At 56.8% G+C, this 23,035-nt stretch carries 16 protein-coding genes and 1 pseudogene; 5 read left to right on the top strand and 12 right to left on the bottom strand.

What is annotated here, in order from left to right:
• Positions 1–36 precede the first annotated feature (36 nt).
• Positions 37–1,416 (bottom strand): HlyD family efflux transporter periplasmic adaptor subunit, encoded by a 1,380-nt coding sequence (locus OX460_RS20815; RefSeq protein WP_289899790.1) that lies wholly within the window; start codon positions 1,414–1,416, stop codon positions 37–39.
• 515 nt (positions 1,417–1,931) lie between these two features.
• Here OX460_RS20815 and OX460_RS20810 point away from each other — a divergent pair.
• The 3 genes from OX460_RS20810 (at position 1,932) to OX460_RS20800 (ending at position 4,556) form a co-directional block, all read left to right on the top strand.
• The gene (locus OX460_RS20810) at positions 1,932–2,174 is read left to right on the top strand and encodes a hypothetical protein (protein WP_143451385.1); all 243 of its coding nucleotides are present in this window, start codon (positions 1,932–1,934) and stop codon (positions 2,172–2,174) included.
• A gap of 136 nt (positions 2,175–2,310) precedes the next feature.
• Positions 2,311–4,029 (top strand): hypothetical protein, encoded by a 1,719-nt coding sequence (locus tag OX460_RS20805; protein WP_289899789.1) that lies wholly within the window; start codon positions 2,311–2,313, stop codon positions 4,027–4,029.
• 26 nt (positions 4,030–4,055) lie between these two features.
• The gene (locus tag OX460_RS20800; RefSeq protein WP_289899788.1) at positions 4,056–4,556 is read left to right on the top strand and encodes a toxin-activating lysine-acyltransferase; all 501 of its coding nucleotides are present in this window, start codon (positions 4,056–4,058) and stop codon (positions 4,554–4,556) included.
• 392 nt (positions 4,557–4,948) lie between these two features.
• Here OX460_RS20800 and OX460_RS20795 read toward each other — a convergent pair.
• A pseudogene (locus OX460_RS20795) lies at positions 4,949–5,533 on the bottom strand (NUDIX domain-containing protein); the annotation flags it as partial.
• A 95-nt stretch (positions 5,534–5,628) separates the two neighbouring features.
• Between OX460_RS20795 and OX460_RS20790 the strand changes: the two are divergent.
• Positions 5,629–6,393, top strand: a complete 765-nt coding sequence (locus OX460_RS20790) for a DeoR/GlpR family DNA-binding transcription regulator (RefSeq protein ID WP_289899787.1) — start codon at positions 5,629–5,631, stop codon at positions 6,391–6,393.
• Positions 6,394–6,428: 35 nt separating this feature from the next.
• On the opposite strand, the gene OX460_RS20785 is transcribed toward OX460_RS20790, so the two are convergent.
• The 10 genes from OX460_RS20785 to puuE all read right to left on the bottom strand — a co-directional run bounded on the left by OX460_RS20785 (position 6,429) and on the right by puuE (position 22,377).
• The gene (locus tag OX460_RS20785; RefSeq protein ID WP_289899786.1) at positions 6,429–7,499 is read right to left on the bottom strand and encodes a S1/P1 nuclease; all 1,071 of its coding nucleotides are present in this window, start codon (positions 7,497–7,499) and stop codon (positions 6,429–6,431) included.
• Between the two features lie 2 nt (positions 7,500–7,501).
• Positions 7,502–8,731, bottom strand: coding sequence for a phospholipase D-like domain-containing protein (locus OX460_RS20780; protein ID WP_289899785.1), 1,230 nt, complete (start codon positions 8,729–8,731; stop codon positions 7,502–7,504).
• Between the two features lie 17 nt (positions 8,732–8,748).
• Entirely contained in the window at positions 8,749–10,401 is a 1,653-nt protein-coding gene (locus OX460_RS20775) for a bifunctional metallophosphatase/5'-nucleotidase (protein ID WP_289899784.1), read from the bottom strand.
• 211 nt (positions 10,402–10,612) lie between these two features.
• A complete protein-coding gene (locus OX460_RS20770) occupies positions 10,613–13,036 on the bottom strand; it encodes a TonB-dependent receptor (protein WP_289899783.1) in 2,424 nt (807 codons plus the stop codon).
• A gap of 531 nt (positions 13,037–13,567) precedes the next feature.
• On the bottom strand, positions 13,568–15,055 hold the full coding sequence (locus OX460_RS20765) for an adenosine deaminase (RefSeq protein WP_289899782.1): 1,488 nt from the start codon (positions 15,053–15,055) through the stop codon (positions 13,568–13,570).
• Positions 15,056–15,098: 43 nt separating this feature from the next.
• On the bottom strand, positions 15,099–16,415 hold the full coding sequence (guaD, locus tag OX460_RS20760; RefSeq protein ID WP_289899781.1) for a guanine deaminase: 1,317 nt from the start codon (positions 16,413–16,415) through the stop codon (positions 15,099–15,101).
• Positions 16,416–16,424: 9 nt separating this feature from the next.
• Positions 16,425–17,492, bottom strand: a complete 1,068-nt coding sequence (gene xdhC, locus OX460_RS20755) for a xanthine dehydrogenase accessory protein XdhC (RefSeq protein ID WP_289899780.1) — start codon at positions 17,490–17,492, stop codon at positions 16,425–16,427.
• Positions 17,493–17,501: 9 nt separating this feature from the next.
• Positions 17,502–19,847, bottom strand: a complete 2,346-nt coding sequence (xdhB, locus tag OX460_RS20750; protein ID WP_289899779.1) for a xanthine dehydrogenase molybdopterin binding subunit — start codon at positions 19,845–19,847, stop codon at positions 17,502–17,504.
• A 10-nt stretch (positions 19,848–19,857) separates the two neighbouring features.
• A complete protein-coding gene (xdhA, locus tag OX460_RS20745; RefSeq protein ID WP_289899778.1) occupies positions 19,858–21,324 on the bottom strand; it encodes a xanthine dehydrogenase small subunit in 1,467 nt (488 codons plus the stop codon).
• A gap of 99 nt (positions 21,325–21,423) precedes the next feature.
• Positions 21,424–22,377 carry an allantoinase PuuE gene (gene puuE / locus OX460_RS20740; RefSeq protein WP_251349723.1) on the bottom strand — a complete coding sequence of 318 codons (954 nt, stop codon included), beginning with the start codon at positions 22,375–22,377 and terminating at the stop codon, positions 21,424–21,426.
• Positions 22,378–22,498: 121 nt separating this feature from the next.
• Between puuE and uraH the strand changes: the two genes are divergently transcribed.
• A complete protein-coding gene (uraH, locus tag OX460_RS20735; RefSeq protein WP_070303439.1) occupies positions 22,499–22,852 on the top strand; it encodes a hydroxyisourate hydrolase in 354 nt (117 codons plus the stop codon).
• Positions 22,853–23,035: the final 183 nt, after the last annotated feature.

The raw sequence follows: 23,035 nt of genomic DNA, 5'->3' as shown, positions 1-23,035 counted from the left end.
AGTCTATATTTTCGTTTGGCTGCTTCTTTATGATGATTAACCATTCAAACGTGTCAACAATGGTTCAGCGATCCACTCCCATATCTGCCGTTTGTCCTGAATAATGTCCGCTTCCAGCGCCATACCTGGTCGCAAGGACTGCCTCTTCCCATTAACCAGGATATAGGAACGTGCCAGCCTTACCTTAATGCGGTAAAGAGCTTCATTGCTGTTAGAACCTGGCAAGCTCCTTTCCGAGTTACTTAAAATTGTGCTGGCCAGGTTCACTGGTAATTCAGTTGGAGCAAACGGCGTGTTGCTGACACCTGTAATGACGCCAGTCTGAAGGCCAAATTTTTGATAAGGGTACGCTTGCAGACGCATTAATACATCCTGTCCGACGGCAACAAAACCAGTTGTCCGGCTCGGAGCATACAAGTGGACTTCAAGTCCGTCAGCATCTGTCTGTGGTTCGGTGGCATCGGGTACGAGTGTCGCAAGTGCCTGCCCACCACTCACGGTCTGTCCTGCCTGATAGGTAATCGTGGTAATTGTCCCGCTGCTGGGGGCGGTGATGAAATTTAATTTTCGATTCTCATTCTCTGCCGCCTCCTGACTAATACTGGCAACAGCACGATCCAATTGCACTAGTTGACCGGTGAGCTCTCCCGCCAGATTCGTACGCTCTGCATCCAAAGCGTAATTCCTGGCTGCCTGCTGAGCCTTTGTTCGCTGCAGACTGCTCAATCGACTTGAGTAATCAATCAACTCTACCTGCTTCTGCTGAACTTGCGCGTCGGAGACATAGCCACTACGCTGCAACGTTTCGTACTTCGCAACGCTTGACTTCGCCAACTCTTCACGTCGTCCCGCCAGCTCCAATTCCACGTTCAATTGACTAATTTCACTGGCTAAAATTCGCTGCCGTTCGTCAATTTGCTGGCCTTTTTCCTTTATTCTCGTAATAAGAACGCGTCGTTCCGCATCCAGCGTCTGCCGTCGGACCGCCAACTGTTGCGCGATCAACCCTGTGATTTCCCCATCACCCGCCTGCCGGGCTGTTGACAATTCAAACAGAGGATCGCCGATCTGTACATGCTGCCCTTCCTTCACAAAATTTTTTGTCAGAACACCTGCAGCAAGTGCGGCAATTCCAAGGCTGCCACCCTGAGGAACAATAATACCCACGACGCGATTTTTTTTTGTAAAGCTACCAAAAGAAATAAACAGGATCAGCAACAGGCCTACGATAAAAGCAATCCCCGCCACCAGCCAGCGTGAAACGGGCTGCGCCAGACTGATGGCTCCGGCCCACTGGCTGCTTCTCGATAGGTGAACTTCCGGTCGGAACAATGGAAGCGGTTTCGATTCCTCATTTTTTGCGGGTGGCACTGTGGCTTCTATCTTCGTTTCCAGAGGCATGTCATGTATGTTCATTGATACCTATACCTTGAAGTCCATTCCCGGACATAAAGCGAATTTCTGATGAGGTTAAACATGCATAAAGCCTGACGGTATTATTTCTGTTCACTCATACTGCGCAGTAAGACATGTATGTGTCTGAGATACATGACCATATTGTTATGTGATCATCAAGCTATCTCACATGGTTAATTCGACAATAAAAATTGTCGACTTTTAGTAGCTTATCCACGGCTGTTTTGGCACAGTTTTCCTCACACTATCAACGGATCAACGGAAAATAATTGTAGCCGATTTTTTTCCACTTCAATTGAATTCTATTGATTTTTCTAAAAAATCAACTTACATTAGATCAGCGTCAGATGAAACAACGCCATGATGCAACGTGAAAATAATTCATATTTTTAACGTGCACCATGATTCTATCCAAATATTTCGTTTTGATATGTTTCTTAACGAATACCCTCCATATTGGAGAAAACTTTCCAGTTCATCCTGGAATGTCAATTCATCTTTGAAAGGCAGTATTCATGCGTATTTTAAATATTCAAGAATTAGAAGCCGTTGCCGGTGCCGGCTCTAGCGACGAAGGCTGGTGGGATTTGACGGAAGATGAACGCCAACGCATCCTGGCCGATGAAGCAGCAGCAGAAGCTGCACAAAATCGCCTGCCCGATTATCAAGCCGGTGCAGGTGGCGGTGCTGGAGACACTGGCGGCGGCGGCTACTCTGATGGCAGCTATTACAGGGATTTGTGGGATATGCAGTTTTAAATTATCATCATCAATCTGAGAAGTAAATATTTATAGATACAGGAATGGAAGGGGGGACGAATACCCTCCTTCCACTTTACAAAACAAGCAATAAAATTAACATTATTTGATATGTAATTTTAAATTCAATATTTTCATGATAAATAATTTTTTAGAAAATATTCTACCAAAATCTTCTTTTGTTGAATTTTCCGCACAAAAACTCACCTCGGCGAAAATAGTCTGGAGCAATCCCTACGGAATATCACCACCTGACCTTGATGAACATGCTTTTTATATTCCTATTGATGGTGATCATCCCTCTGCCTCGTCTGCGAAAGACATCAAGCTATTTCTTGGCGAAAGATATGGCGGCGTAGGTGTAACTTCAAATGGGGGGGGAGCCCGATGTGGCTTGAGAAACAGCATTCAAATTAAAGGAATAGGCAAAAATCCCTTGGCGGGAAGTGCCACGTCTTTCTGGCATTCCTATGGTGGCGAATCTCTGGCCGGCGGGATCAGGGAAGCCATCTGGAGCGAGATAAGCCACAGCGCACTACCTCACGGCGCCGTCAGGATACACGGCCTCATTGATACCGGCACCCGGGTTCCAGCCTTTTCGTCAGCGGAAGGGAGTACAGAAACAACCCGTCGAGGACTTACTATCCGTGAAGCGGCACTGAGACCCGGCCATTTTGTCCGATCACTTTACTTTTCGCGCCATGATGAGGCGAGACATGGCATGGTGTCGGATGCAGAAAGAACCCGGGCCGCAGTAGTGGCCTTGGCGCAAGCAAGTGACGCAGCCCCTTTCCTGAGCAATTCAAACCACCAGCTGAATAGCTTGCTAATCGCCATGGTTGAACGTTTTGCCGATCAACATGCGGCAGCAACGGCAAAACGCCTGTCACATGGCTTGCAATCTCCGTCCAACATGTGCATGGATGGACGTTGGATTGATTTTGGCACTGCATCAAGCGTTTCAGATTATGGGAAGATCATAGTCGCCAAACATGGGGTTCCTTTTGGCGAAGATAGTCAAATTAAAAATACCATAAATGAAATAGTTCTTTCCATCCAAAGGTATTTGCCTAACGAGAAGAAGAGATTCTTGGTTCCCCCAAACGATATTCTTTCCATTTTCTCAAAAAAGCTTTCTGATAGCATTCAGCTGGAATTTTTAAAACTAACTGGCATACCCGCATGGGATTTACTATCCATTGACAATCATCTAACAAAATCTGCTTTTTCTTGTTTTAAAAAAATAATACTCAAGGGAAATTCCGAACCGTTCAAGCTGTATCCTGCTTGCGCCGGGCAAGATGCTTTCATGCCAGAGAAAATGGGCAGCTACAGCCTGAACTCTTTAATTCGATTGATCAGCCTATGCAAAAATAAACAACAAGCTGAAATTTCTCTTTCCCAAGAATTAAATGACATCCGCCTGCTACATGAATTCATAGATTCATATTGGAATCTGCGTGATGCCTGTCTATTCAAGAAAAACCCTGCCGAAAGGAATTCCGCTCACCTTTTTATCAAGATTAATTCACTCAGGATAAATCAGGGAACTCCTGATTTATACAGGCATACACTCGACAGAACAATCGATATGCATGTTGCATCTGGCCTGGATAGCAAAGATTTCATCAATAACATCATCAATAAAAACAAAATCTCTCTATCCGACCCAATAGACGGAAATATAGACTTAAGCGCATGGATTGGCGAGGGTTCAATCTTCTCGGAGACTATGGCTCCCTTACTCGTGAAAAATGTCGATCAAGAAAATAAATTAATCAATTATTTTCAAAATCGCACATCCAATGACGATGAAAAAAATTTGATGAAAAAATTATGCGAAACAGTTTTTTGAGAGTGTATGACAGACCTGCACAGAAGATGCAAGAAACAGCTGAAATTCTGGGCCACATCATTATCATCATGAAGAACAACCCTGCCCATGCTAATAGGGAAATTTCTTATTTATCAAACAACTTACTCAATGCAATATTGCAGAAAAATATAAAAATTTACTTCAATATTGAAGGATTTCCCGTTGGGTATATTGCATGGGCATACCTGGACAGTTCAACAGAACTACGCATCATGAAAACAAACAATGCCAATATCAGCGCGGAAGAGTGGAATTGTGGAAATTCATTATGGATCATGGATTTTCTGGCGCCGTCTGGAAATTTAATGTATATATTAAATGATTTACGCGATGATGTTTTCCTTGCCGAGAAAAAAATTCGTTATTTCAGAATAAGGAACGAAGAACGAATTTACAAAGAACTAACCCGAAATGAAAAAAATTACTTTTTCCTCGCACCGTCGCGTGGAATCGGATCCTGTACTTGCGGGAAGTCCGACTGCCCTGCATTCAAAAATCTTATTTAGCTAGAACTGTGCATTTCCAAAAGTTTTTCTAATGAGAAATATACGGGTATGCCCGAATGGCGGGCCATGCTGACCATCTGTTCCGCCCCCTGTGATGGCCCACCGATGCGCAGCACGGCATCGCAATGGCTCAATAAACGCGTCGCATGCGCGTGGAATAATTCCTCATACACGGCATCGCCCACCCGGGTAGAACCGGCCAGCGCCAGCATGGGCAAGGCCAGCCATTCACCGAGCACGGGCATGTGTCCCTTGGCATACAGCGGCAGGCAGACGGCTTGCATGGCGTCCACATTGCGCTGCATCAAGACGGGGTCGTCGCCCGTGCCGGAACGATACGGGCCAGCTACTAAAATCTGCAGGCCCCGTCGCATCTCTTGCGCTGGCGGCATCAAGTGCAACTGCGCATGCTGCAGCAGCATGATGGTCTTGCCGTCGCAGATGCGGCCATCGGCCACCATCTGCAGCGCTTGCGCCAGGGGCAGTTCCAGCACTTCGATATCTTCGCCCTCGTGCGCCAGGCCGCCGCCGTCGCCGATGCGGCTGGCCGGATCGTACTCGGCGACAAAAAAATGCAGGCGCTCCGTCACGGAACCGGGGCTCATGAAAGCCTCGAACACTTTATGCACGGCGCCCACCGCATAGCCCGTTTCTTCTTCCACCTCGGCGCGGATGCGCTGTTCCGCGCTGGCCTCTTCCAGCAAGCCGGCCGCCGATTCGATGAGGAAACCGTCGTGGCCTTCGCGGTAGGTGGGAAAGCGGAACTGGCGGATCAAAATCACCGTGCGCTTGACTTTGTTGTAGAGCAAGATGGTGGCGCCATCGCCCCGGTCATAGATTTCCCGCGTCTGCGTCTGCCACTGCCCATCGCGGCGCAGATAGTCGAACGTGGTTTTCTGCAATAAATACCAGTCGTGCGACAGGGTCTGCACGCCGTGGATGCGGACCCGTTCCTGCTTGCTATTTTCTTCACGCATAGTGTCTCCTTGTGCTTGTATATGCTTGCCTTTTCCGACTTTATCATGCAAACTCGTGCAATATCAAGAAAATACAAGAAAATACAAGAAAAATCATGCTGACACATCAACGCAAACAATACCTGCTGGACTTGCTCCAGCGCGAAGGCCAGATCGTCGCCAAGGCCGTCAGCGATAGCCTGGGCTTGTCGGAAGACACGATACGCCGCGACCTGCGCGAACTGGCGAAAGAGGGTCTATTGGAGCGCGTGCACGGCGGTGCCCTGCCCTTGCTGCCCCGTTCGCCCGCGCTGGCGCCGTTTGCGGGGCGCGAACAGATTTCGCTGGAAGCCAAGCCCGCCATCGGTCGCGCGGCGGGTGCCATGATACAAACGGGGCAGGTGGTATTTCTCGATGGCGGCACGACTGCCGTGCAACTGGCGCGCCAGCTGCCGCGGGAATTGCGCGCCACCATCGTCACGCACAGTCCTTCGATTGCCGTCGAACTCGTGAATCACCCCGGCGTCGAGGTCCTGATGCTGGGCGGGCGCCTGTACAAGCACTCGATCGTGGGTGTCGGTGCGGCCACCGTGGAAGCCATCGGCCGCATCCGCGCCGACCTGTATTTCATGGGCGTGTCCAGCCTGCATCCGCAAGCGGGCATCACTACGGGGGACCACGAAGAAGCGTGCGTGAAACGCGCGCTCAGCGAAGCGTCCAGCCGCACCGTCGTGCTGGCTTCACCGGAAAAGTTCAATACGGCCTCGCCGTTTCAAATCGTCCCCTTGAGCCAGGTCAACGACATCATCGTGCACCGCGACGTGGAAGACGCCCTGAGCGCGCCCTACCGCGAGATGGGGATCAGCATCACCCTGGCATGAAAAAAGCGGCCCTCAGGCCGCTTTCGCATGACACTTTACTGCGGCCAGATCGCCTGCAGCACGGCGGCCAGACGATAGCCCGCCTCGATCAGCTGCTGCTTCGCCAGCGCCGAGCTGGGCACGGGATAATTGTCCGGCACGTTCAAGTTCCACACGTTGTAGACATCGCCCTTGCGGCTGGTCTGCTGCGTGGCCGGGCCGGCCACCACGTCCGTGAAGGCAATCTTTGACGCCGCCAGCGAGGCATCGGCCCATTGATACGGCCAGGTGGCGGGGTCGCCGCTATTAACGCTGACCACAGGCGCGCTGGCGATCACGGTGCGCGCAAACTGCTGCGGCGTGCGCGTGCTCAGGCGGCGCATGGCGTAATCGACCACCGTCGTGTCCCAATATGAATGCAGGGGCTTGGTGGGCGACTTCGGATACGCGCTGGCGGGCTTGGCCGCGCCATCCTCGGCCGGCAGCGGCGCGGGGATCACGGCGTCCGACAGCGCCGTCATCTTCGCATCGTCGAGCAGCAAGTCATTGCCGCCGCGCGCATTGAAAATGGTGACATCGTCAATCTGCGCCTGCGTGGCGGGCACGAAAAACTGGCCATCCTTGCCGACAAACGCATTACCCACATGCAATGGCTGGTGGATATCACCGACCAGGTGCGTGATCAGGATCAACGCTTCGCGCTGGCTGAAGCCGTGCGGATTGCTGGCCGCATCATCCTTGCCTTGCAACACCAGGATCGCCTGCTTGAGCGTCTGCACGATATCGACATCGGCCGTGCCCACGCCATGGTCGTGGTAATGCGCGTTCTGGAACGGCACGTTCGTGTAATGGTATTCGCCATGCTTGGGGTTCGCCGCGACATAGGTCAACATTTCGGGCGATTGCGGACCGCAATATGTGCCCTTCACGCAATCGGGCCAGTTGGCGATCTTTTCCAGGCTTTCGCCGGGCAACAGCAATTTCTCCAGCCGTGCCTGCGCCACGCTACCCTTGAGCAACTGATCGGCGATGGCGCCCACGGCGCGGTGGCCGTCGTTGCCCCAGGCCAGCACATTGCCGGAGGAGAAAACCGCGCCCAGCGCCAGCACCGTCAACAGTTTTTTCATGTTCACTCCTTGCCTTGCGGCGCCGCCTTGGCCGGCTTCGGATATTGCTTGTTGATATCGATGGGCTGCGCATACGCCGAGCTCCACGTCTGCTCATGCAGCGCGGCAATACGCTGCGCCATGGCATCGTTGCGCAACACCACTTCCAGGTTGCGCGACAGGTCGAAATAGCCGCCCGCCCAGTTGCTCGTGCCGACCCAGGCCAGCTTGCCGTCGATGCTCATGGTCTTGCTGTGGATCACGCGCGCGAACGGGATGAATCCCGTCGATGCCGCGGGTATCGTCACAATGCGGATTTCCACGTTCGGCACCAGGGCCAGGCTTTTCAAGTAAGCGATGGCAGGCGCCTCCGTGTTCCAGGCGGACACCATCAGCTTGATTTTCACGCCACGCTGGGCAGCCGCGCGCACGGCATTGTCGATCACGGCGTAATACGGCCGCGTGCGGTTCGGGCCGTAGGACAGGGGGGCATAGTCGAGCAGCTGGATGCGCACTTCGCTTTTCGCTTCCGCCAGCAAGGCGGGCAAGCCCGTTTCCGAGTCACCCACGCCGGCCGGGTTGTAGGCATTCGGGCTGGCCAGCAGGAAGGCGTTTTGCGCGTAGTTGGCAGGCACGATCTTGCTGTTGAGCACCGTGGCGCGGCTGCCTTGCGACGTCAATGCCTGGGCTTGCCAATCCTGCTCGAAAATCGCTTGCACCTGGCTCACCATGGCCGGCTCCGTGATCTTCAAGCCCGTCTCATGGATGTGCTCGAACGAGCGCCAGTCAAAATTCTGGCTGCCGATGTATGCCACCTGGCCATCGACGGCCAGGTATTTCGCGTGCACGATGCCATTGCCCGTGATTTTATTGAAGTCGATGAGGCGCAGATCAAGGTTGGGTATCGCCTTGATCCGGTCGATGGTGGCCGCTTCCGACAGGCCCACGCCCTTCTGGTCCAGCAGGAAGCGGATTTTCACGCCGCGCTGGCCTGCGGCCGTCAGGCTCGCCAGCACTTTTTCAAAGGCCGTGCCCGGCTTGCTGACGGCATAGAACTGGGCGATGACGATTTCTTTCTTGGCCGAATCAAACAGCTCGCTCCACACGGTGACGGGCTCGCGCAGGTCAGGATTCGTCAAGCTCGTTTCCACGGGCGAGGTGTGTACCAGCTCAAAGCCGGGAATCGTGAAATCGGCGTGGGCCGTGCCCGCGAACAGACTGGAGAGAACGACAGAAACAAATAAGCGACGCATGGTTATTCCTTGTAATGTTATTTGACGCGCACGATGCGGCCGGCCGCCGTGGCGCTGCCAGTCGGCTTGCCGGCGCGCGCGCGGTCGATCAGGTAATTGCTGAAGGCGTCGATGTCGCGCACGCCCGTGTCCAGGCGGCGCGTGCCGGCCGCCAGCACGGTGAAGCGGTCGCCGCCACCAGCCAGGAAACTGTTGGCGGCGACTCGGTATTGTTGATTGTCTTCAAGAGGAATGCCATTCAGCATGATGCTGCCCGGCACCACGCGCTGGCCTTGCGGCTGCGTGCTGTCCCAACGGTAGCTAAAACCTTGGGACACTTGCAGCAGATTGCCCTCGCCGGCCTCTTCGCCCGGCCATTGCTGCTCGAGCAAGGTACGAATTTGCGCGCCGGAAAGACTCACGACGATCAGAGTGTTGCCGAACGGCACCACGGCCTGGTTCTGGCCCACGTTCGTCATCAGGTCGGCGCCCGCTTCCAGGTCCTTGCGGATGCCGCCATTGTTCATCAGGCCAATTTGCGCGCCGGCTGCGCGCGCGCCGAACAGAGTGCTGTCGGCCACCAGGTCGCCCAGCGGGGAAGCGCCGCCGCCCTTGGTGCTGCGGCCCACGGTGGGCACGGCGATGGCGGCCACGGGACGCGACAATTCGGCCGCGCTGCGCTGCTTCACCGATTCCAGGTAGGCTGCCACGGCCGGGTCCGGCTCATACATGCCTGGCAGCATGACCACGTTTTGCGCACTGGCATCGATCAGCGCATTCTTGACGGGATCGACCTTGAGCTTGATGCGCGTCAACATGTGTCCGCCCATCTGCGCTTGCGTCACCAGGCGGCCATCGACACGGCACAGATAACCCTGGTGCGAATGGCCGCTGATGACCAACTGAATCGCCGGATCGAGACGTTTCACGACATCCACCACTTCGCCCTTCAGCTGGCTGCAATCGGGCTGGTCGACGGCTTCCTTCGTCTCGCCGCCCTGGTGCAGCAGCACGACGAACACGCCCACGCCCTGCGCGCGCAACTGCGGCAAGGTGGCGTTGATGGCGTCCGCTTCGTCGCCGAACTGCAAACCGGCAATGCCGGCGGCCGTCACCACGGACGGCGTATCTTTCAGCACGGCGCCGATCAGGCCCACCTTGACGCCATGCGCCTCTTCGATGCGATAGGCGGGCAGCAGGGATTTGCCCGTCTGCGTGTCGATGACATTGGCCGCCATATAGGTATAGCTGGCGCCCTTGAAGTCGGGGGTGAACTTGCATGCCTTGTCGGCGCGCGACGAGTCGCAACCGCCGCGCTGCTGGCGCAGCAATTCCGCCTTGCCCTGGTCAAATTCATGGTTGCCGACGGAACTGGCCTTCATGCCCAGCATGTTCATGGCGACGATGCTCGGTTCGTCGGCCCACAGCGCCGACATGGCGGGGCTGGCGCCGACCAGGTCGCCATTGCCGACAAAAATCAGCTGCGCGTCTTCGCGCCGCCACGCCGTCAATGCGCCGGACAAGGTATCGATGCCACCGGCCTGCACCGTCTTGCGCTCGGCATCGGCGATGCTCGTGTAGCTAAATTTGCTGCGGTCGAGATTGCCGTGAAAATCGTTCAGGGCGACCAGGTTGATATCGACGGGCACCGCAGGATGCGTGGCGCAACCGGTCATCAACAGGGCAAGCATGAGCAGACGTGGCAACCTCGATGGAGGCCGGTGGAGGGAAAGGGATGGGATCATGCGGAGACTCCTGGACGGGGCGGCGCCAATGGCAAAGACGGTGAAAGATCCTTACCCATAAAAAAAACAGGCCCGAAGGCCTGTACTCTTGCTATCTCAGCCTGGTTGATACAACTCGACGCCGCCCTAACGGGCAGCGCGGAGTTGACAGCCATGCTTAGAAGTCGACGCGCAAGGTGACCGACGCGAAGCGCGGCGCACCCATGTAGTAGGTTGGTGCGCGACCTGCGAACGTACCGGCAGCCGTAACGATATCATTGGCGCCAATACCCGTACCGGAACTTGGGTTGCGGTACTCGCGGTTCAACAAATTCGATACGTTCAGGGTCAGCTTAGGATTCTTGAACATGCCGAAAGTTGGCAACTGATATGCCGCATCCAGGTCAACCAGGGTGTACGCTGGCACTTCCTCGTCGTTCACCAGCGTAGCGTATTGCGAGGCGGTGTAACGGGCTTTTACGCGAACATACCAGGCGTTGGTTTCATAAGAGGCGCTCAAGCCGGCTTTCAGCTTAGGCGACAGGGAGAAATTCTTGCCAGCGGTTGGTGCATAACCAACAATAGTTTTGCCATTGACGGTTTTGGCGACCACGGCCAGATCATCTTCCATCTTGGTCTTCAGGTAGCCGAGCGAACCATAAACCGACCAGCCGTTGATCGGCGTATTGCCGACTTCCAGCTCAATACCTTTGTTACGCACTTTGCCTACGTTGGTCGTCAGGCTGGTCAGTGTGTTTGGATCGATTGCGGTTGCCTGGCGATCTTTGAAGTCCGTGTAGAAAGCGGTCAGCGAGGTCGAAATATCCTTGGTTTGATGACGGTAGCCAACGTCCAGGCTCCACGACACTTCAGGCTTGACGTCCTTGACGATGGTGGCAACACCATTCGTCACAGTCACGTACGGCGGATTGTTCGGTGCCAGCACGAAGTTGTTCGGCGCACGCATGTTCTTCGCCAGGCTGGCAAAGATCTGGTCGTCGTTGGTAACACGGTAACGCGCGCCCAATTGTGGCAACACGTCCGAGTACGTCTTCGACACGTTGTACGTGGTTTGCGAATTGCTGCCTTCGCTGGCGTTATTGGTGAAATCACGCTTGATGTATGGAGCGCGCACACCGATGTTAAGGTTCAGCTTGTTGTCCATCAAAGTGATGGTATCTTGCAAGAACGCCTGGTAAGCCGTGCTGATCGTCTCCCAATCGCGGTTTTGATACAAGGTGCCGTCCGGACGGGTAATCAGGTTGTTGCGCAGCCAGATATCCGGTGCGGAACCATCTGCATTGACCAGTTGGCCAGGTGCCGTTTGACGGTGATTCGCACGCTCGTACCAGATGCCACCCAGAATCTGGTGATCGCCCACGTTATACGTGATCGAAGTCGTGACGCCAGGACGATGAGTACGGGTCAGACTGCCGCGATAGATCGATACGGTGTCGAGGCTGTCGCCGTCGCCGTTCACATCCTTGCTGGCGGCGATCTTGCCGGTGACAGGATTGAGGAAGCCGCCGGCTTCTTTCAGCGTATTTTGCTGCACGCCGCCGGTGCCGAAACCATACCAGTAGTAAGGCACGACTTTCAGATCCAGATCTTCGGCCAGACGGAATTTACCGATCGCCGACGCGATGACGTTCTCGAATGGGTTCAGGGCCAGCTTGTAGTAAGCGGCTGGCTGGCCGGTGCCTGCCTGTGGACCGGCAGCGCTTGCCTTGCCTGGGCTGAGTGCAGCCTGGCCAGCATAAGTGGAGCTGTAATCAGCGTCGTAACCTTCGGTGGCCAGCTCTTTCAGCGTAAGCGAGCGGAAGTTGTTATTAATCGCGCGGTTATAACCGATAGAAGCGTGAATGTAATTGAAACGGTTCCAGTCGTAATTGAAGCCAACGTCAACGTGAGTACGATCGGCTTTGCCCTTGCCTTTCCATTTATCCGCTTGCGCATTCGACACCGACATGAATGCCTTCGCTTTGTCATTGGCAAAACGGCCGGTATCGACACGCACATACGACTTTGCCAGATTCAACTGACCCAGGGTTTGCATGACGCGTACACGGAATTTATCTTCTGGATCGCAGGTAGTAATACCAAAGTTACCGCCAGTTGCACCCACTTGTGGAGAATCAACGTCAGTCGAGCCTTGGGTCACAAATTGCGAGCAGGTGTTTTCCTGGTCTACATATTCTTGTGGAAATACAGCGAAGTTACCGGAGTCATTCACTGGCACGCCATTCACCGTCGCGCCGATCTGATCGCTGTTGAAACCGCGCATGGCCAAGCCGCCACCAAACAGACCAGTCGCATCGTAGCCATAGGTGTTCACCGATGGCAACAGAGTCAGGGCATCGTATGCATTGCCGGTTGGACGCTGTTTTGCCAACTCCTCGGCCGTCACGGTACTGCGTGCCTTTGGCGCATCTTCCTGCACCATCAAGCCCATACCAACTTTTTTCCCGGTAACGGTCACCGTCGATGGCGATACCGTGCCTTCAGCACTTTGCGCATGCGCAGTGGAGATGCCGAAGCAAGCCAGCTGGCATGCCACTGCGATCATACTTAGTCGCAATTTTGGTTGTTGAATGAACTGCATTTGAACCCCCTAGAGTGTGTTGTAACTTACAAGATTTTGACTTGCTTATATTGTGGTGAAACACGGAAACTATCCAACTAGACACGGCAGTATAAAGATCGAATATTTCAAATCCGTTACACGGATATGACCGCAATGTGACAGGAGCCGCTAGACATCCTGAATTGTCACAAAAGCGATATCAAAAATGACTTATTCAATTCTTCGCCGTCCAACTATGCATTAAGGTCTGTAGGCTGACAAATACGTTTTTTTTTAATGATTTATATATAAAAAATATAAATCACCGCTGGAAGCCGCATTTTTTGTATCAACCGAGCAAGCTCACCTCATCGGGGCGAAATTATAGATGAGCGGCAAGACTTGGAAATTGTTTCAGAAAATAATTGCAAGAAAGCACTACTAGAGCATCATTTTTTGTCGTAAAGGCACAACAAAAAGGATAAAAGGAGGGTTTTGTAACTATGAAGAACAGGAGATTACGCGACCGCTAGTCGCGGTCGCGTGGCAAGGAAGAGAGGTGAAATACTTTTACGGTTTTACAACAGTTGCTTTGCGATCACTATTTGCGATCAAGGCTTCGAAACGGGTGAAACGGGCATCGAGCGCTTTCAGCAAACGTTGCTTGTCCGCTTCCGCCAGGAACGAGTACCGTAAGCTGTTATACGACAGCTTTTTGATTTCCGCATAATCCGTCTTGTACTGGCTGGCAAACAGCACGTATTCATTCGACAGGGTATTGCGCGAGACGCCCGCGTCATCGGTGGAGATGACGAAGGGCACGCCATACTTGCGGTACAGGGTGATCGGATGGGCCTGGCCCTTGATGCCGAGAATGTAATCGTTGCTGGTCAGGTTCACTTCCACGGGGATGCCCCGTTCGCGCATCTTTTGCATGGTCGCCAGCGCATTGTGCTCGTAGGCGATATCCATGCCGTGACCGATACGGTCGGCGCCCGCCACATCGACGGCTTCGGCGATGTGGAAAGCCATGCCTTCCGGCGGCACCATGCCCAGCGCCAGCTCACCGGCGTGCAAGGCGATCTTGACGTTCGGATATTTTGCCTTGAGGAACTTGAACATTTCCATGTGCAGGCTGTAATCGCGCATCGACACGTTCACGCTTTCCTGGCCCACGATGTTCACGCCCACCAGCAGCGGATTCAGGCTCGCTGCCTTGAACGCGGCCACCATGGACGAGAACACTTGCGATGGCGACAGGAAACGCAGCACATATGCCTGGTAGCGCATGGTGAAGTTCGCATCGTCGATACCGGCGCTGCTGGCGTTGACGTTGTCGTTGTAGGCAGTGATGCTTTTCTGGAAGCTGGCATCCTGCTCCAGGCTGCCTGTCCAGTTGGCCAGCACGGCTTGCAATGCTGCCGGCTGCAAGCCCGGCGCCAGCACTTGCTGGTCGAACTGCGCGTTCTGCACGAATGGCGACAGTTCAAAAATCGTCTCGATGTAGCTGAGGTTTTCCGCGATGGCGCGCTGCTTCAGGGTTTTCAGGCCATCGGCCGTGTTCGTGGATGCCACGGGGCCGAAATAGCCAAAGGTATCGAAGAAGGTACGGTCCGGCGGCGTCTGGATGGCGCCGTGATTATAGAAATCCTTGGTCGACCAGCGCTGCAGCAATTCCGCATACAGGCCCGCATCGGCAAACACTTCCGTGGACGACAGGCATCCACGCTGCGCGGCCGGCTTGGCGCGCTCGGCCGCCACGACGTCCTTGTTGCTTTCGATGCGGTAGGTTGTCTTGTTGACGCAATAGTTTTCCTTGTCGACCCAGTCGAGGAATTGCTCGGCGTAAATGGCGCCCGAGTAATGGTGATGCAAGTCACCACCCTTGGGCATCATGGAAAAGAACAGGCTCAACTCGGCCGTCTTCGGCTGCGCACCGGCAACCAGGGCTGCAAAATGGCGCGCGGTAGCCGCTTCATTGGAAGACGGGGCGGCCTGCGCCGTGCCGGTCAAGGCCAGCGCGGCGCCAAGCGCCAGGCCAGTGAGTTTCTTGTGCATTCGCGTTCTCGCTCAGGATAATTCGTGTTGAACAACGGGTAGGTCAGCCCTGCCCCCGCACATGCACGCATCGGCCGCCTGAATAGGTGGCGGCCACGGCACGGTCGTCGCCCAGCAGCGCAAAGGCAAACAGCAATTCCTCCAGGCTTTGACAGCCGGCCGTGCGGCGCTCGAGCAGCGGCGTCGATTGCTTGTCGAGCACAATAAAATCCGCTTCCGTGCCTGCCGCGAAATTGCCCAGGGTGCCTTCCAGTTGCATGGCCCTTGCAGCGCCCAGGGTCGCCAGATAAAACATGCGCAAGGCGGGCAGATAGCTGCCTTTCAAGCGTGCTACTTTATAGGCTTCGTTCATTGTTTGCAACATCGAGAACGAGGTGCCGCCGCCCACGTCGGTGGCCAGCGACAGCAGCACCCGCGCCGCATCGGCCCGCTCGAAATCGAACAGGCCGCTGCCCAGGAACAGGTTTGATGTAGGACAAATGGCGGCCGCCGACGACGTCTCCGCCATGCGCGCGCGGTCGCGCTCGTCGAGCCAGATGCAGTGCCCGAACATGGCGCGCGGACGCAGCATGCCGTACTGGTCATACACATCGAGATAGCTGCGCGCCTGCGGATGCAATTCGCGCACCCAGCGGCATTCATCCGCGTTTTCCGACACGTGCGTCTGCAAATACGTATCCGGATAGGCGCGCGCCAGCTCGCCCGCCAGGTGCATCTGTTCATTGGTGGACGTCGGCACGAAACGGGGCGTGATCGCATACAGCGAACGGCCGTGCTTGTGCCAGCGCTGGATCAGCTCTTCGCTTTCGCGCGCGCCCGACTCGGCCGTGTCGCGCAGGAACTCGGGGCAATTGCGGTCCATCATGACCTTGCCCGCAACCATGCGCAAGCCGCGCGCCTCGCTGGCGCCAAAGAAGGCATCGACCGATTGCGGATGCACGCTGCCATACACCATGGCCGTCGTGGTGCCGCAGCGCAGCAGTTCATCGAGGAAAAACTCGGCCACATCGCGCGCATGTTGAGGATTCTCAAACGCGCGCTCGGTGGGGAAAGTATACGTTTCCAGCCACGGCAGCAAACCGGGAGCGGGCGAGGCGATCATTTCCGTCTGCGGGAAGTGCAGATGGGTATCGATGAAACCCGGCACGATCAGCTTGCCGCGGTAATCGACGATCTCGGTGCCGGGCGGCAAAGTCGCTTGCAGCTGCGCATAATCGCCGGCGGCCACGACCTTGCCATCGGCCACGATCAGCAAGCCATCCGCATGCCAGGCGTGCGCCTCCTCGCTGAAGGCGGGATCGGCGTGGAAGTGCAGCAAGCTGGCACGGTAAGCTTGCAATGTAGCAGGAACAATCGGCATGACTTCTTTCTATAACGGGTGAAAGGCGGCGCGTTTCTCGCGTCGCGGTGGCGCGCTGGCAGAGGCCAGCCGCAGCGGTGCGGCCAGGGCGGCCGCGGCCGCTTCCTCCCACACCATGAGTAGTTGACAGGCAACGGACGCGGCGATCACGGCCGGCGCCTTGTTGCGAATACCGGGCATGCCGATCGGACATACCATGGCGGCAATACGCGCGTCCGGCACGCCGCGCGCCTGCAGGCGGTGCTCGAACTGCTTGCGTTTCGTGTGCGAACCGATCAAGCCGAACCAGCCCGCATCCTCGCGCTCCATGATGGCTTGCGTCAAGCGCTGATCGAGCGCATGGCTATGCGTCATGACGAGAAAACTGCCGCCCGGCGGCGCCATGGCGACAAATTCCTCGGGCATATCGGTGGCGGCGATGCGCACATTATCCGGTAGTTGCGCAGGAAACATGTCTTCGCGTTCATCCACCCAGGTGATATTGCAGGGCAAGTGGGCCAGCGCGCGCACGATGGCGGCACCCACATGGCCGGCGCCAAACAAGGTCAAATGGGCGCGCGGCGCCAGGCAGGGATCGACCAGCCAGCGCCGGCCCTTGGCATCCTGGGCCACATGGGTACTGCGTTCGCGCGAAAACGTGTCGGGCGCCTGTGCGCCTGTGCCGGCGATCAGGCGACCGGCAGCATCGAACAGCGCCGACGCGGCTTCACCGTCGAGCGCCGTCAAACGCCAGCTGTCTTGCTGGCGGCGTTCGCGCAAGGCGGCCAGCAATTCTTTCAGGCTGGCATCGACATATTCGAATGCCAGGTGGACGACGCCGCCGCAGCATTGTCCCAGGCTGGGGCCCAGCGCAAAACGCTCGAGCCGCGCATGGGTCTCGCCCGTGGCCAGCATGGTCTTGGCGATTTCCACGGCGCGCAATTCCAGGTGGCCGCCACCGATGGTGTCCACCTGGCCATCGAGGGTCACGCGCATCTTCGCGCCCGCCTCGCGCGGTCCGGAACCTTCCACCAGGGCAACCGTCACCAGCACGGATGCCTGCGTGTCGTTCTCCATCGCTGTCAGCCAGTCGCTCATGCTCTGCTCCTAGGCGCCGGCATGCGCCGCTTGCACGGCCATGACCGCCTTGAGGATTTCCTCGCTGGTGGCGGGGGCGTTGAGCGGTGGCTGCACGGCGTGATGGCCCACGCTGGAAATGGCGTCGCGGATGGCGAAGAACACGGAAAACGGCAACAGCAGCGGCGGCTCGCCCACGGCCTTGGAACGGTGGATGCTGTCTTCCACATTGCGATTCTGAAACAGTTTCACACGGAAATCTTCCGGACAATCGGAAATGCCAGGAATTTTGTACGTCGATGGCGCGTGCGTCATCAACTTACCCGCCGCATTCCACCACAGCTGCTCCGTCGTCAGCCAACCCATGCCCTGGATAAATGCCCCCTCCACTTGACCCAGATCAATCGCGGGATTCAATGACTGACCCGCATCGTACAAGGCGTCCGCACGCAGCAATTTCCATTCGCCTGTCAGGGTATCGACCACCACTTCCGCCACAGCCGCACCATACGCGTAATACGAAAACGGATGGCCCGTCATCGTCTTCGCATCCCACGACAGGCCGGGCGTGGCATAGAAACCGTCCGACCACAGTTGTACGCGGTCCAGATACGCCTTCTGCACCAGTTCGGCAAACGCGACGACATGGCCATACACGTGAATATGGTTGTCAAAGAAGCGCACAGCAGCAACGTCGCCGCCGTACAGTTTGACCGCATAATCGGCCAGGCGTTCACGGATTTGGCGCGCCGCATCCTGCGCCGCCTTGCCGTTCAAGTCGGCGCCGGTGGACGCCGCCGTGGCCGACGTGTTCGCCACCTTGCTGGTATCGGTGGCCGTGGCCCGCACGCGGTCCAGGTCCAGGCCCAGCTCGTGCGCCACCACCTGCATGACCTTGGTATTGATGCCCTGGCCCATTTCCGTGCCGCCATGGTTGACCAGCACGGAGCCATCCACGTACACGTGCACGAGGGCGCCCGCTTGGTTCAGATGCGTGACGTTGAAGGCGATGCCGAATTTCAAGGGCGTGAAGGCCAGGCCCTTCTTCAGGACCGGGCTGGCCTCGTTGAAGGCGTCAATGGCGCGGCGGCGCGCCCGGTAATCACTGCTCTCTTCCAGTTCGGCAACGAGTTCATGAATCACGTTGTCGACGATCTTCTGCCCGTAGGGCGTGACGTTGCGTCCATCCGCATCGTTGCGGCCATAGAAATTGAGCAGGCGGATATCGAGCGCATCGCGTTGCAAGTGGCGGGCGATTTCATCGATGACATACTCGATGGCAATGGCCCCCTGCGGCCCGCCAAAGCCCCGGAATGCCGTGTTCGACTGGGTATTCGTCTTGCCGCAGGCGGCGCGGATATCCACGTCGGACAGGTAATATGTATTGTCGAAGTGGCAGACGGCGCGCGTGGCGACGGGGCCGGACAAGTCGGCCGAATAGCCCGCGCGCGTGGTCATGTCGACCTTGGCGGCAAGGATGCGGCCTTCGTCGTCGTAGCCCACTTCGTATTCATAATAGAAACAGTGGCGCTTGCCCGTCACCAGCATGTCGTCGTCGCGGTCGGCCCGCAATTTGACGGGGCGCTTCAGTTTGGCCGCAGCAATCGATGACGCCGCTGCCCACAGGGCCGACTGCGATTCCTTGCCACCGAAACCGCCCCCCATGCGCCGGCACTCGACCGTGATGTTGTGCGAATGCACGCCCAGCGCATGCGCCACCACGTGCTGCATCTCGCTCGGATGCTGGGTCGAACACAGCACCAGCATGCCTTGCGCTTCCTTCGGGATGGCGTAGGAAATCTGTCCTTCCAGATAAAACTGTTCCTGGCCGCCCACGTAGAGCTGGCCCTTGACCACATGCGGCGCGCCTTCGAACGCGGCCTGGTAATTGCCGCGCGTCAGCTGCATCGGCGGCAGCACATACGATTGCGCGGCCTTGGCCGCTTGCGGCGTCATGATCGCGGGCAATTCCTCATATGACACTTGCGCCAGGCGGGCGGCGCGGCGCGCATGGTCATGCGTATCGGCCACGACGATGAAGATGGGCTGGCCCACGTATTGCACCAGATCAAAAGCCAGGATGGGATCATCGTGGATAATGGGACCGCAATCATTCGTGCCGGGAATGTCCTGCGCCGTATAGACGGCGACGACACCGCCAGCGGCGCGCACGGCAGACAAATCCATGGCCGTAATGCGCGCGTGCGGCTTTTGCGACAGGCCCAGCGCCGCATGCAAGGTACCCTGCAGTTCGGCGATGTCGTCCGTGTACGTGGCTTGTCCCAGCACATGCAATTGCGCCGATTCATGCGGGCTGGGCTTGCCCACGGCGGCCCAGGCGGCCGCTTGCAGTTCGGGCGTGGCAGGATGGTTCATGCTGGTCCTTTCAGGCGCGGCAAGCGTAGGCGTTGACGGCCGTGCGCAACAAGGGCGCAGCGGGACGTGTTTCCAGCCAGAAGCGGCGCAGCAGGTTTTGCGCCGTCGTCATGCGGTAGGTAGTCGACGCGCGCATGTCGGACAGGGGCGCGTAATCGTCGGCCAGCAAGCGCATGGCGATGACCAGGTTGTCTTCCGTCCACGCCTGTCCACGCAAAAATGCTTCCGTTTGCGCGGCGCGCTGCGGCGTGGCCGCCATGCCGCCAAAGGCGATGCGCGCATCGACGATGCATTCGCCATCGAGCTGGAACGCGAAGGCGGCGCACACGGCCGAAATATCCTGGTCGAAGCGCTTGGCCAGTTTATACGTACGAAATTGCACGTCGGCACGTGGCAAGGGCACGCGCACGGCTTCGACGAATTCGCCTGGCTGCAAATCTTTCTTTTGGTACCCCAGATAGAAGTTTTCCAGCGGCATGATGCGCTGGCCGGCAGGGCCGCGCAGCACGATGTCGCTGCCCAGCGCAATCAGCCACGGCATCGAGTCGCCGATGGGAGAACCATTGGCCACATTGCCGCCCAGGGTACCCGCGTTACGAATCGGCAAGGAGGCAAAGCGCTGCCACAGTTCCGACAATTCCTCCGGGTAATGCTGGCACAGCGCCCCGTAAGCATCGTTCAGGCTGGCGCCAGCGCCGATGTGCAGCTTGCCGTCGTCCGCGGAGATGGTTTTCAGCGCAGCCACGTGGCCCAGATAAATGATCTCGCCCAGGTCGCGCAATTGCTTGGTCACCCACAAGCCCACGTCGGTGGAACCGGCCAGCAGGCAGGCTTGCGGCTTTTCCGCGCGCAACGCCACCAATTCATCGATGCTGCGCGGCGCGTGGAAGTGCTGGCCGCCATGTTCATACGTATGCAGGCTGCCGCGCTGCAGCGCCTGCAATTGCTCCCTCAAGGCATCGCGATCGAACGTGACGTGCGGCAATTCCCCCATGCGCCTGGCGGCATCGATGATGGGCCGGTAACCGGTGCAGCGGCACAGATTGCCCGACAGGGTGTCGTCGATTTCGCAGCGCGTGGGCGTCTCGCCGTTTTTTTTCAGATACATGCCCCACAAGGACATGACAAAACCGGGCGTGCAAAAACCGCACTGGGATCCGTGGCACTCGACCATCGCCTGCTGCACCGGGTGCAGGGCGCCATCCGGCTGCTGCAAGTCTTCCACGGAAAACAGGGCCTTGCCATCGAGGGTGGGCGTGAGCTGAATGCAAGCGTTGACGGCCTTCATCTCGACCTGGCCATCGACCAGGCTGCCGATGACGACGGTGCAGGCGCCGCAATCGCCTTCGGCGCAGCCTTCCTTGGTGCCAGTGCAATGCAAATCCTCGCGCAGGTGCTGCAACACAGTCTGCGTAGGGGCGGCGTTGCGTACTTCCTGTACGGCACCACGGTAATAAAAGCGGATCGGTTCTGACATGCTGGCCTCGGTATAGTCCCAGTATAGGAGATTAACACCGGCATATGGGACAACTATATGCAAAGACTGATTTTACTTATCATCCAATATCAATACCCATCAAGCAGCATAGGGATGCGTCGCATGCCAGTGCTCAGCGATATCGATGCGGCGCGTGATCCACACCTGCTCATGGCCCTGTACATAGTCGAGGAAGCGCGCCAGCGCCGCGGCCCGTCCCGGACGTCCCACCAGGCGGCAATGCAAGCCCACCGACAACATCTTCGGCTGATTCAAGCCGTTCGGATCGCCTTCCGCATACAGCACATCGAAGGCATCCTTCAGATAATCGAAAAATTGCGTGCCCGAATTAAAGCCTTGCATGGCGGCAAAGCGCATGTCGTTCGTGTCCAGGGTGTAAGGCACGATCAGCTGCGGCTGCACGGCCGGCATGCCGGCGGCATCCGTGTACGCCACTTTCTCCCAGAATGGCAGATCGTCGCCGTAATAATCGGCGTCGTAGCGGAAACCACCATGCTCGACCACCAGTTTGCGCGTATTGGGCGAATCGCGCCCCGTGTACCAGCCTTGCGGGGCGGAACCCGTCAATTCGCGAATGATCTGCACGGCTTCGCGCATGTGTTCGCGCTCCGTCGCTTCATCCATGTTTTGGTAGGAAATCCAGCGCAAGCCATGACAGGCGATTTCATGCCCCAGTTGCTGGAACGCGGCCACCGCCTCCGGATTGCGTTTCAAGGCCATCGATACACCAAATACGGTCAGCGGCAGGCGCCGGTCCTCGAACATGCGCAGCAAGCGCCACAGTCCGGCACGCGAGCCGTATTCGTAGATCGACTCCATGCTCAGGTGGCGCGCGGGAAAAGCGGCCGCACCGATCATTTCCGATAAAAAGGTTTCCGAGGCAGGATCGCCATGCAGCACGCTGTTCTCCGCCCCTTCCTCGTAATTGAGGACGAATTGCAGGGCGATGCGGGCCTTGCCCGGCCATTGCGGATGCGGGGGCGTGCGGCCATAGCCGATCAAGTCGCGTGGATAATCTTCGTAATTGTTCATGCGGAGGCGCGCCTATAGGAGGACAATGTTGGCTATATGCCCAATCATATAGCCAGGCGCAGTCACCGGTATATGATTTGCACGATAAGCACATTCACTCACCCTATATACAGGATAGCAAATGGGAAAACTCAGCACGCATGTACTCGATATCGCCCACGGCAGGCCGGGAGCCGGCGTCAAGGTGGCCCTGTTTTCAGTTGCGCCGGAAGGAAAAGTGCTATTGAAGATGGATATGACCAATAGCGATGGCCGCTGCAGCACGCCATTACTGGAAGGCGAGAGCATGAAAGCGGGTCAATATGAACTGGTGTTCAACGCAGGCGACTATTTCGCCGCCCAGGGAGTGGAACTGCCTTCGCCCCGTTTCATCGATCTGGTCACCCTGGCCTTCGGCATTGCGCATACGGACGAGAACTACCACGTGCCGCTGGTAGTGTCGCCGTGGTCGTATTCGACCTATCGCGGAAGTTAAGCGACGTTACATGACAAAGGCAGCGCGCAGCGCTGCTTTTTTTACGCCTGTCTGCTGACAAAACCGCCAGACGTAAAAAAACCCCAACCGGATCACCGGAAGGGGTTTTTTTGAATAACAAGCCTGACGATAACCTACTTTCACACTGGTTGCAGCACTATCATCGGCGCAAAGTTGTTTCAC

The organism is Janthinobacterium sp. SUN033 (assembly GCF_030397595.1).
GTDB lineage: Bacteria > Pseudomonadota > Gammaproteobacteria > Burkholderiales > Burkholderiaceae_D > Janthinobacterium > Janthinobacterium kumbetense.
This window is presented reverse-complemented; position numbering and strand designations above follow the sequence as displayed.

What these genes read in the sequence shown, in the direction of transcription:
- OX460_RS20815 (WP_289899790.1), bottom strand. Translation starts at nt 1,416, where the DNA reads ATGAACATACATGACATGCCTCTGGAAACGAAGATAGAAGCCACAGTG.
- OX460_RS20810 (WP_143451385.1), top strand. Translation starts at nt 1,932, where the DNA reads ATGCGTATTTTAAATATTCAAGAATTAGAAGCCGTTGCCGGTGCCGGC.
- OX460_RS20805 (WP_289899789.1), top strand. Translation starts at nt 2,311, where the DNA reads ATGATAAATAATTTTTTAGAAAATATTCTACCAAAATCTTCTTTTGTT.
- OX460_RS20800 (WP_289899788.1), top strand. Translation starts at nt 4,056, where the DNA reads ATGCAAGAAACAGCTGAAATTCTGGGCCACATCATTATCATCATGAAG.
- OX460_RS20790 (WP_289899787.1), top strand. Translation starts at nt 5,629, where the DNA reads ATGCTGACACATCAACGCAAACAATACCTGCTGGACTTGCTCCAGCGC.
- OX460_RS20785 (WP_289899786.1), bottom strand. Translation starts at nt 7,499, where the DNA reads ATGAAAAAACTGTTGACGGTGCTGGCGCTGGGCGCGGTTTTCTCCTCC.
- OX460_RS20780 (WP_289899785.1), bottom strand. Translation starts at nt 8,731, where the DNA reads ATGCGTCGCTTATTTGTTTCTGTCGTTCTCTCCAGTCTGTTCGCGGGC.
- OX460_RS20775 (WP_289899784.1), bottom strand. Translation starts at nt 10,401, where the DNA reads ATGCTTGCCCTGTTGATGACCGGTTGCGCCACGCATCCTGCGGTGCCC.
- OX460_RS20770 (WP_289899783.1), bottom strand. Translation starts at nt 13,036, where the DNA reads ATGCAGTTCATTCAACAACCAAAATTGCGACTAAGTATGATCGCAGTG.
- OX460_RS20765 (WP_289899782.1), bottom strand. Translation starts at nt 15,055, where the DNA reads ATGCACAAGAAACTCACTGGCCTGGCGCTTGGCGCCGCGCTGGCCTTG.
- guaD (WP_289899781.1), bottom strand. Translation starts at nt 16,415, where the DNA reads ATGCCGATTGTTCCTGCTACATTGCAAGCTTACCGTGCCAGCTTGCTG.
- xdhC (WP_289899780.1), bottom strand. Translation starts at nt 17,492, where the DNA reads ATGAGCGACTGGCTGACAGCGATGGAGAACGACACGCAGGCATCCGTG.
- xdhB (WP_289899779.1), bottom strand. Translation starts at nt 19,847, where the DNA reads ATGAACCATCCTGCCACGCCCGAACTGCAAGCGGCCGCCTGGGCCGCC.
- xdhA (WP_289899778.1), bottom strand. Translation starts at nt 21,324, where the DNA reads ATGTCAGAACCGATCCGCTTTTATTACCGTGGTGCCGTACAGGAAGTA.
- puuE (WP_251349723.1), bottom strand. Translation starts at nt 22,377, where the DNA reads ATGAACAATTACGAAGATTATCCACGCGACTTGATCGGCTATGGCCGC.
- uraH (WP_070303439.1), top strand. Translation starts at nt 22,499, where the DNA reads ATGGGAAAACTCAGCACGCATGTACTCGATATCGCCCACGGCAGGCCG.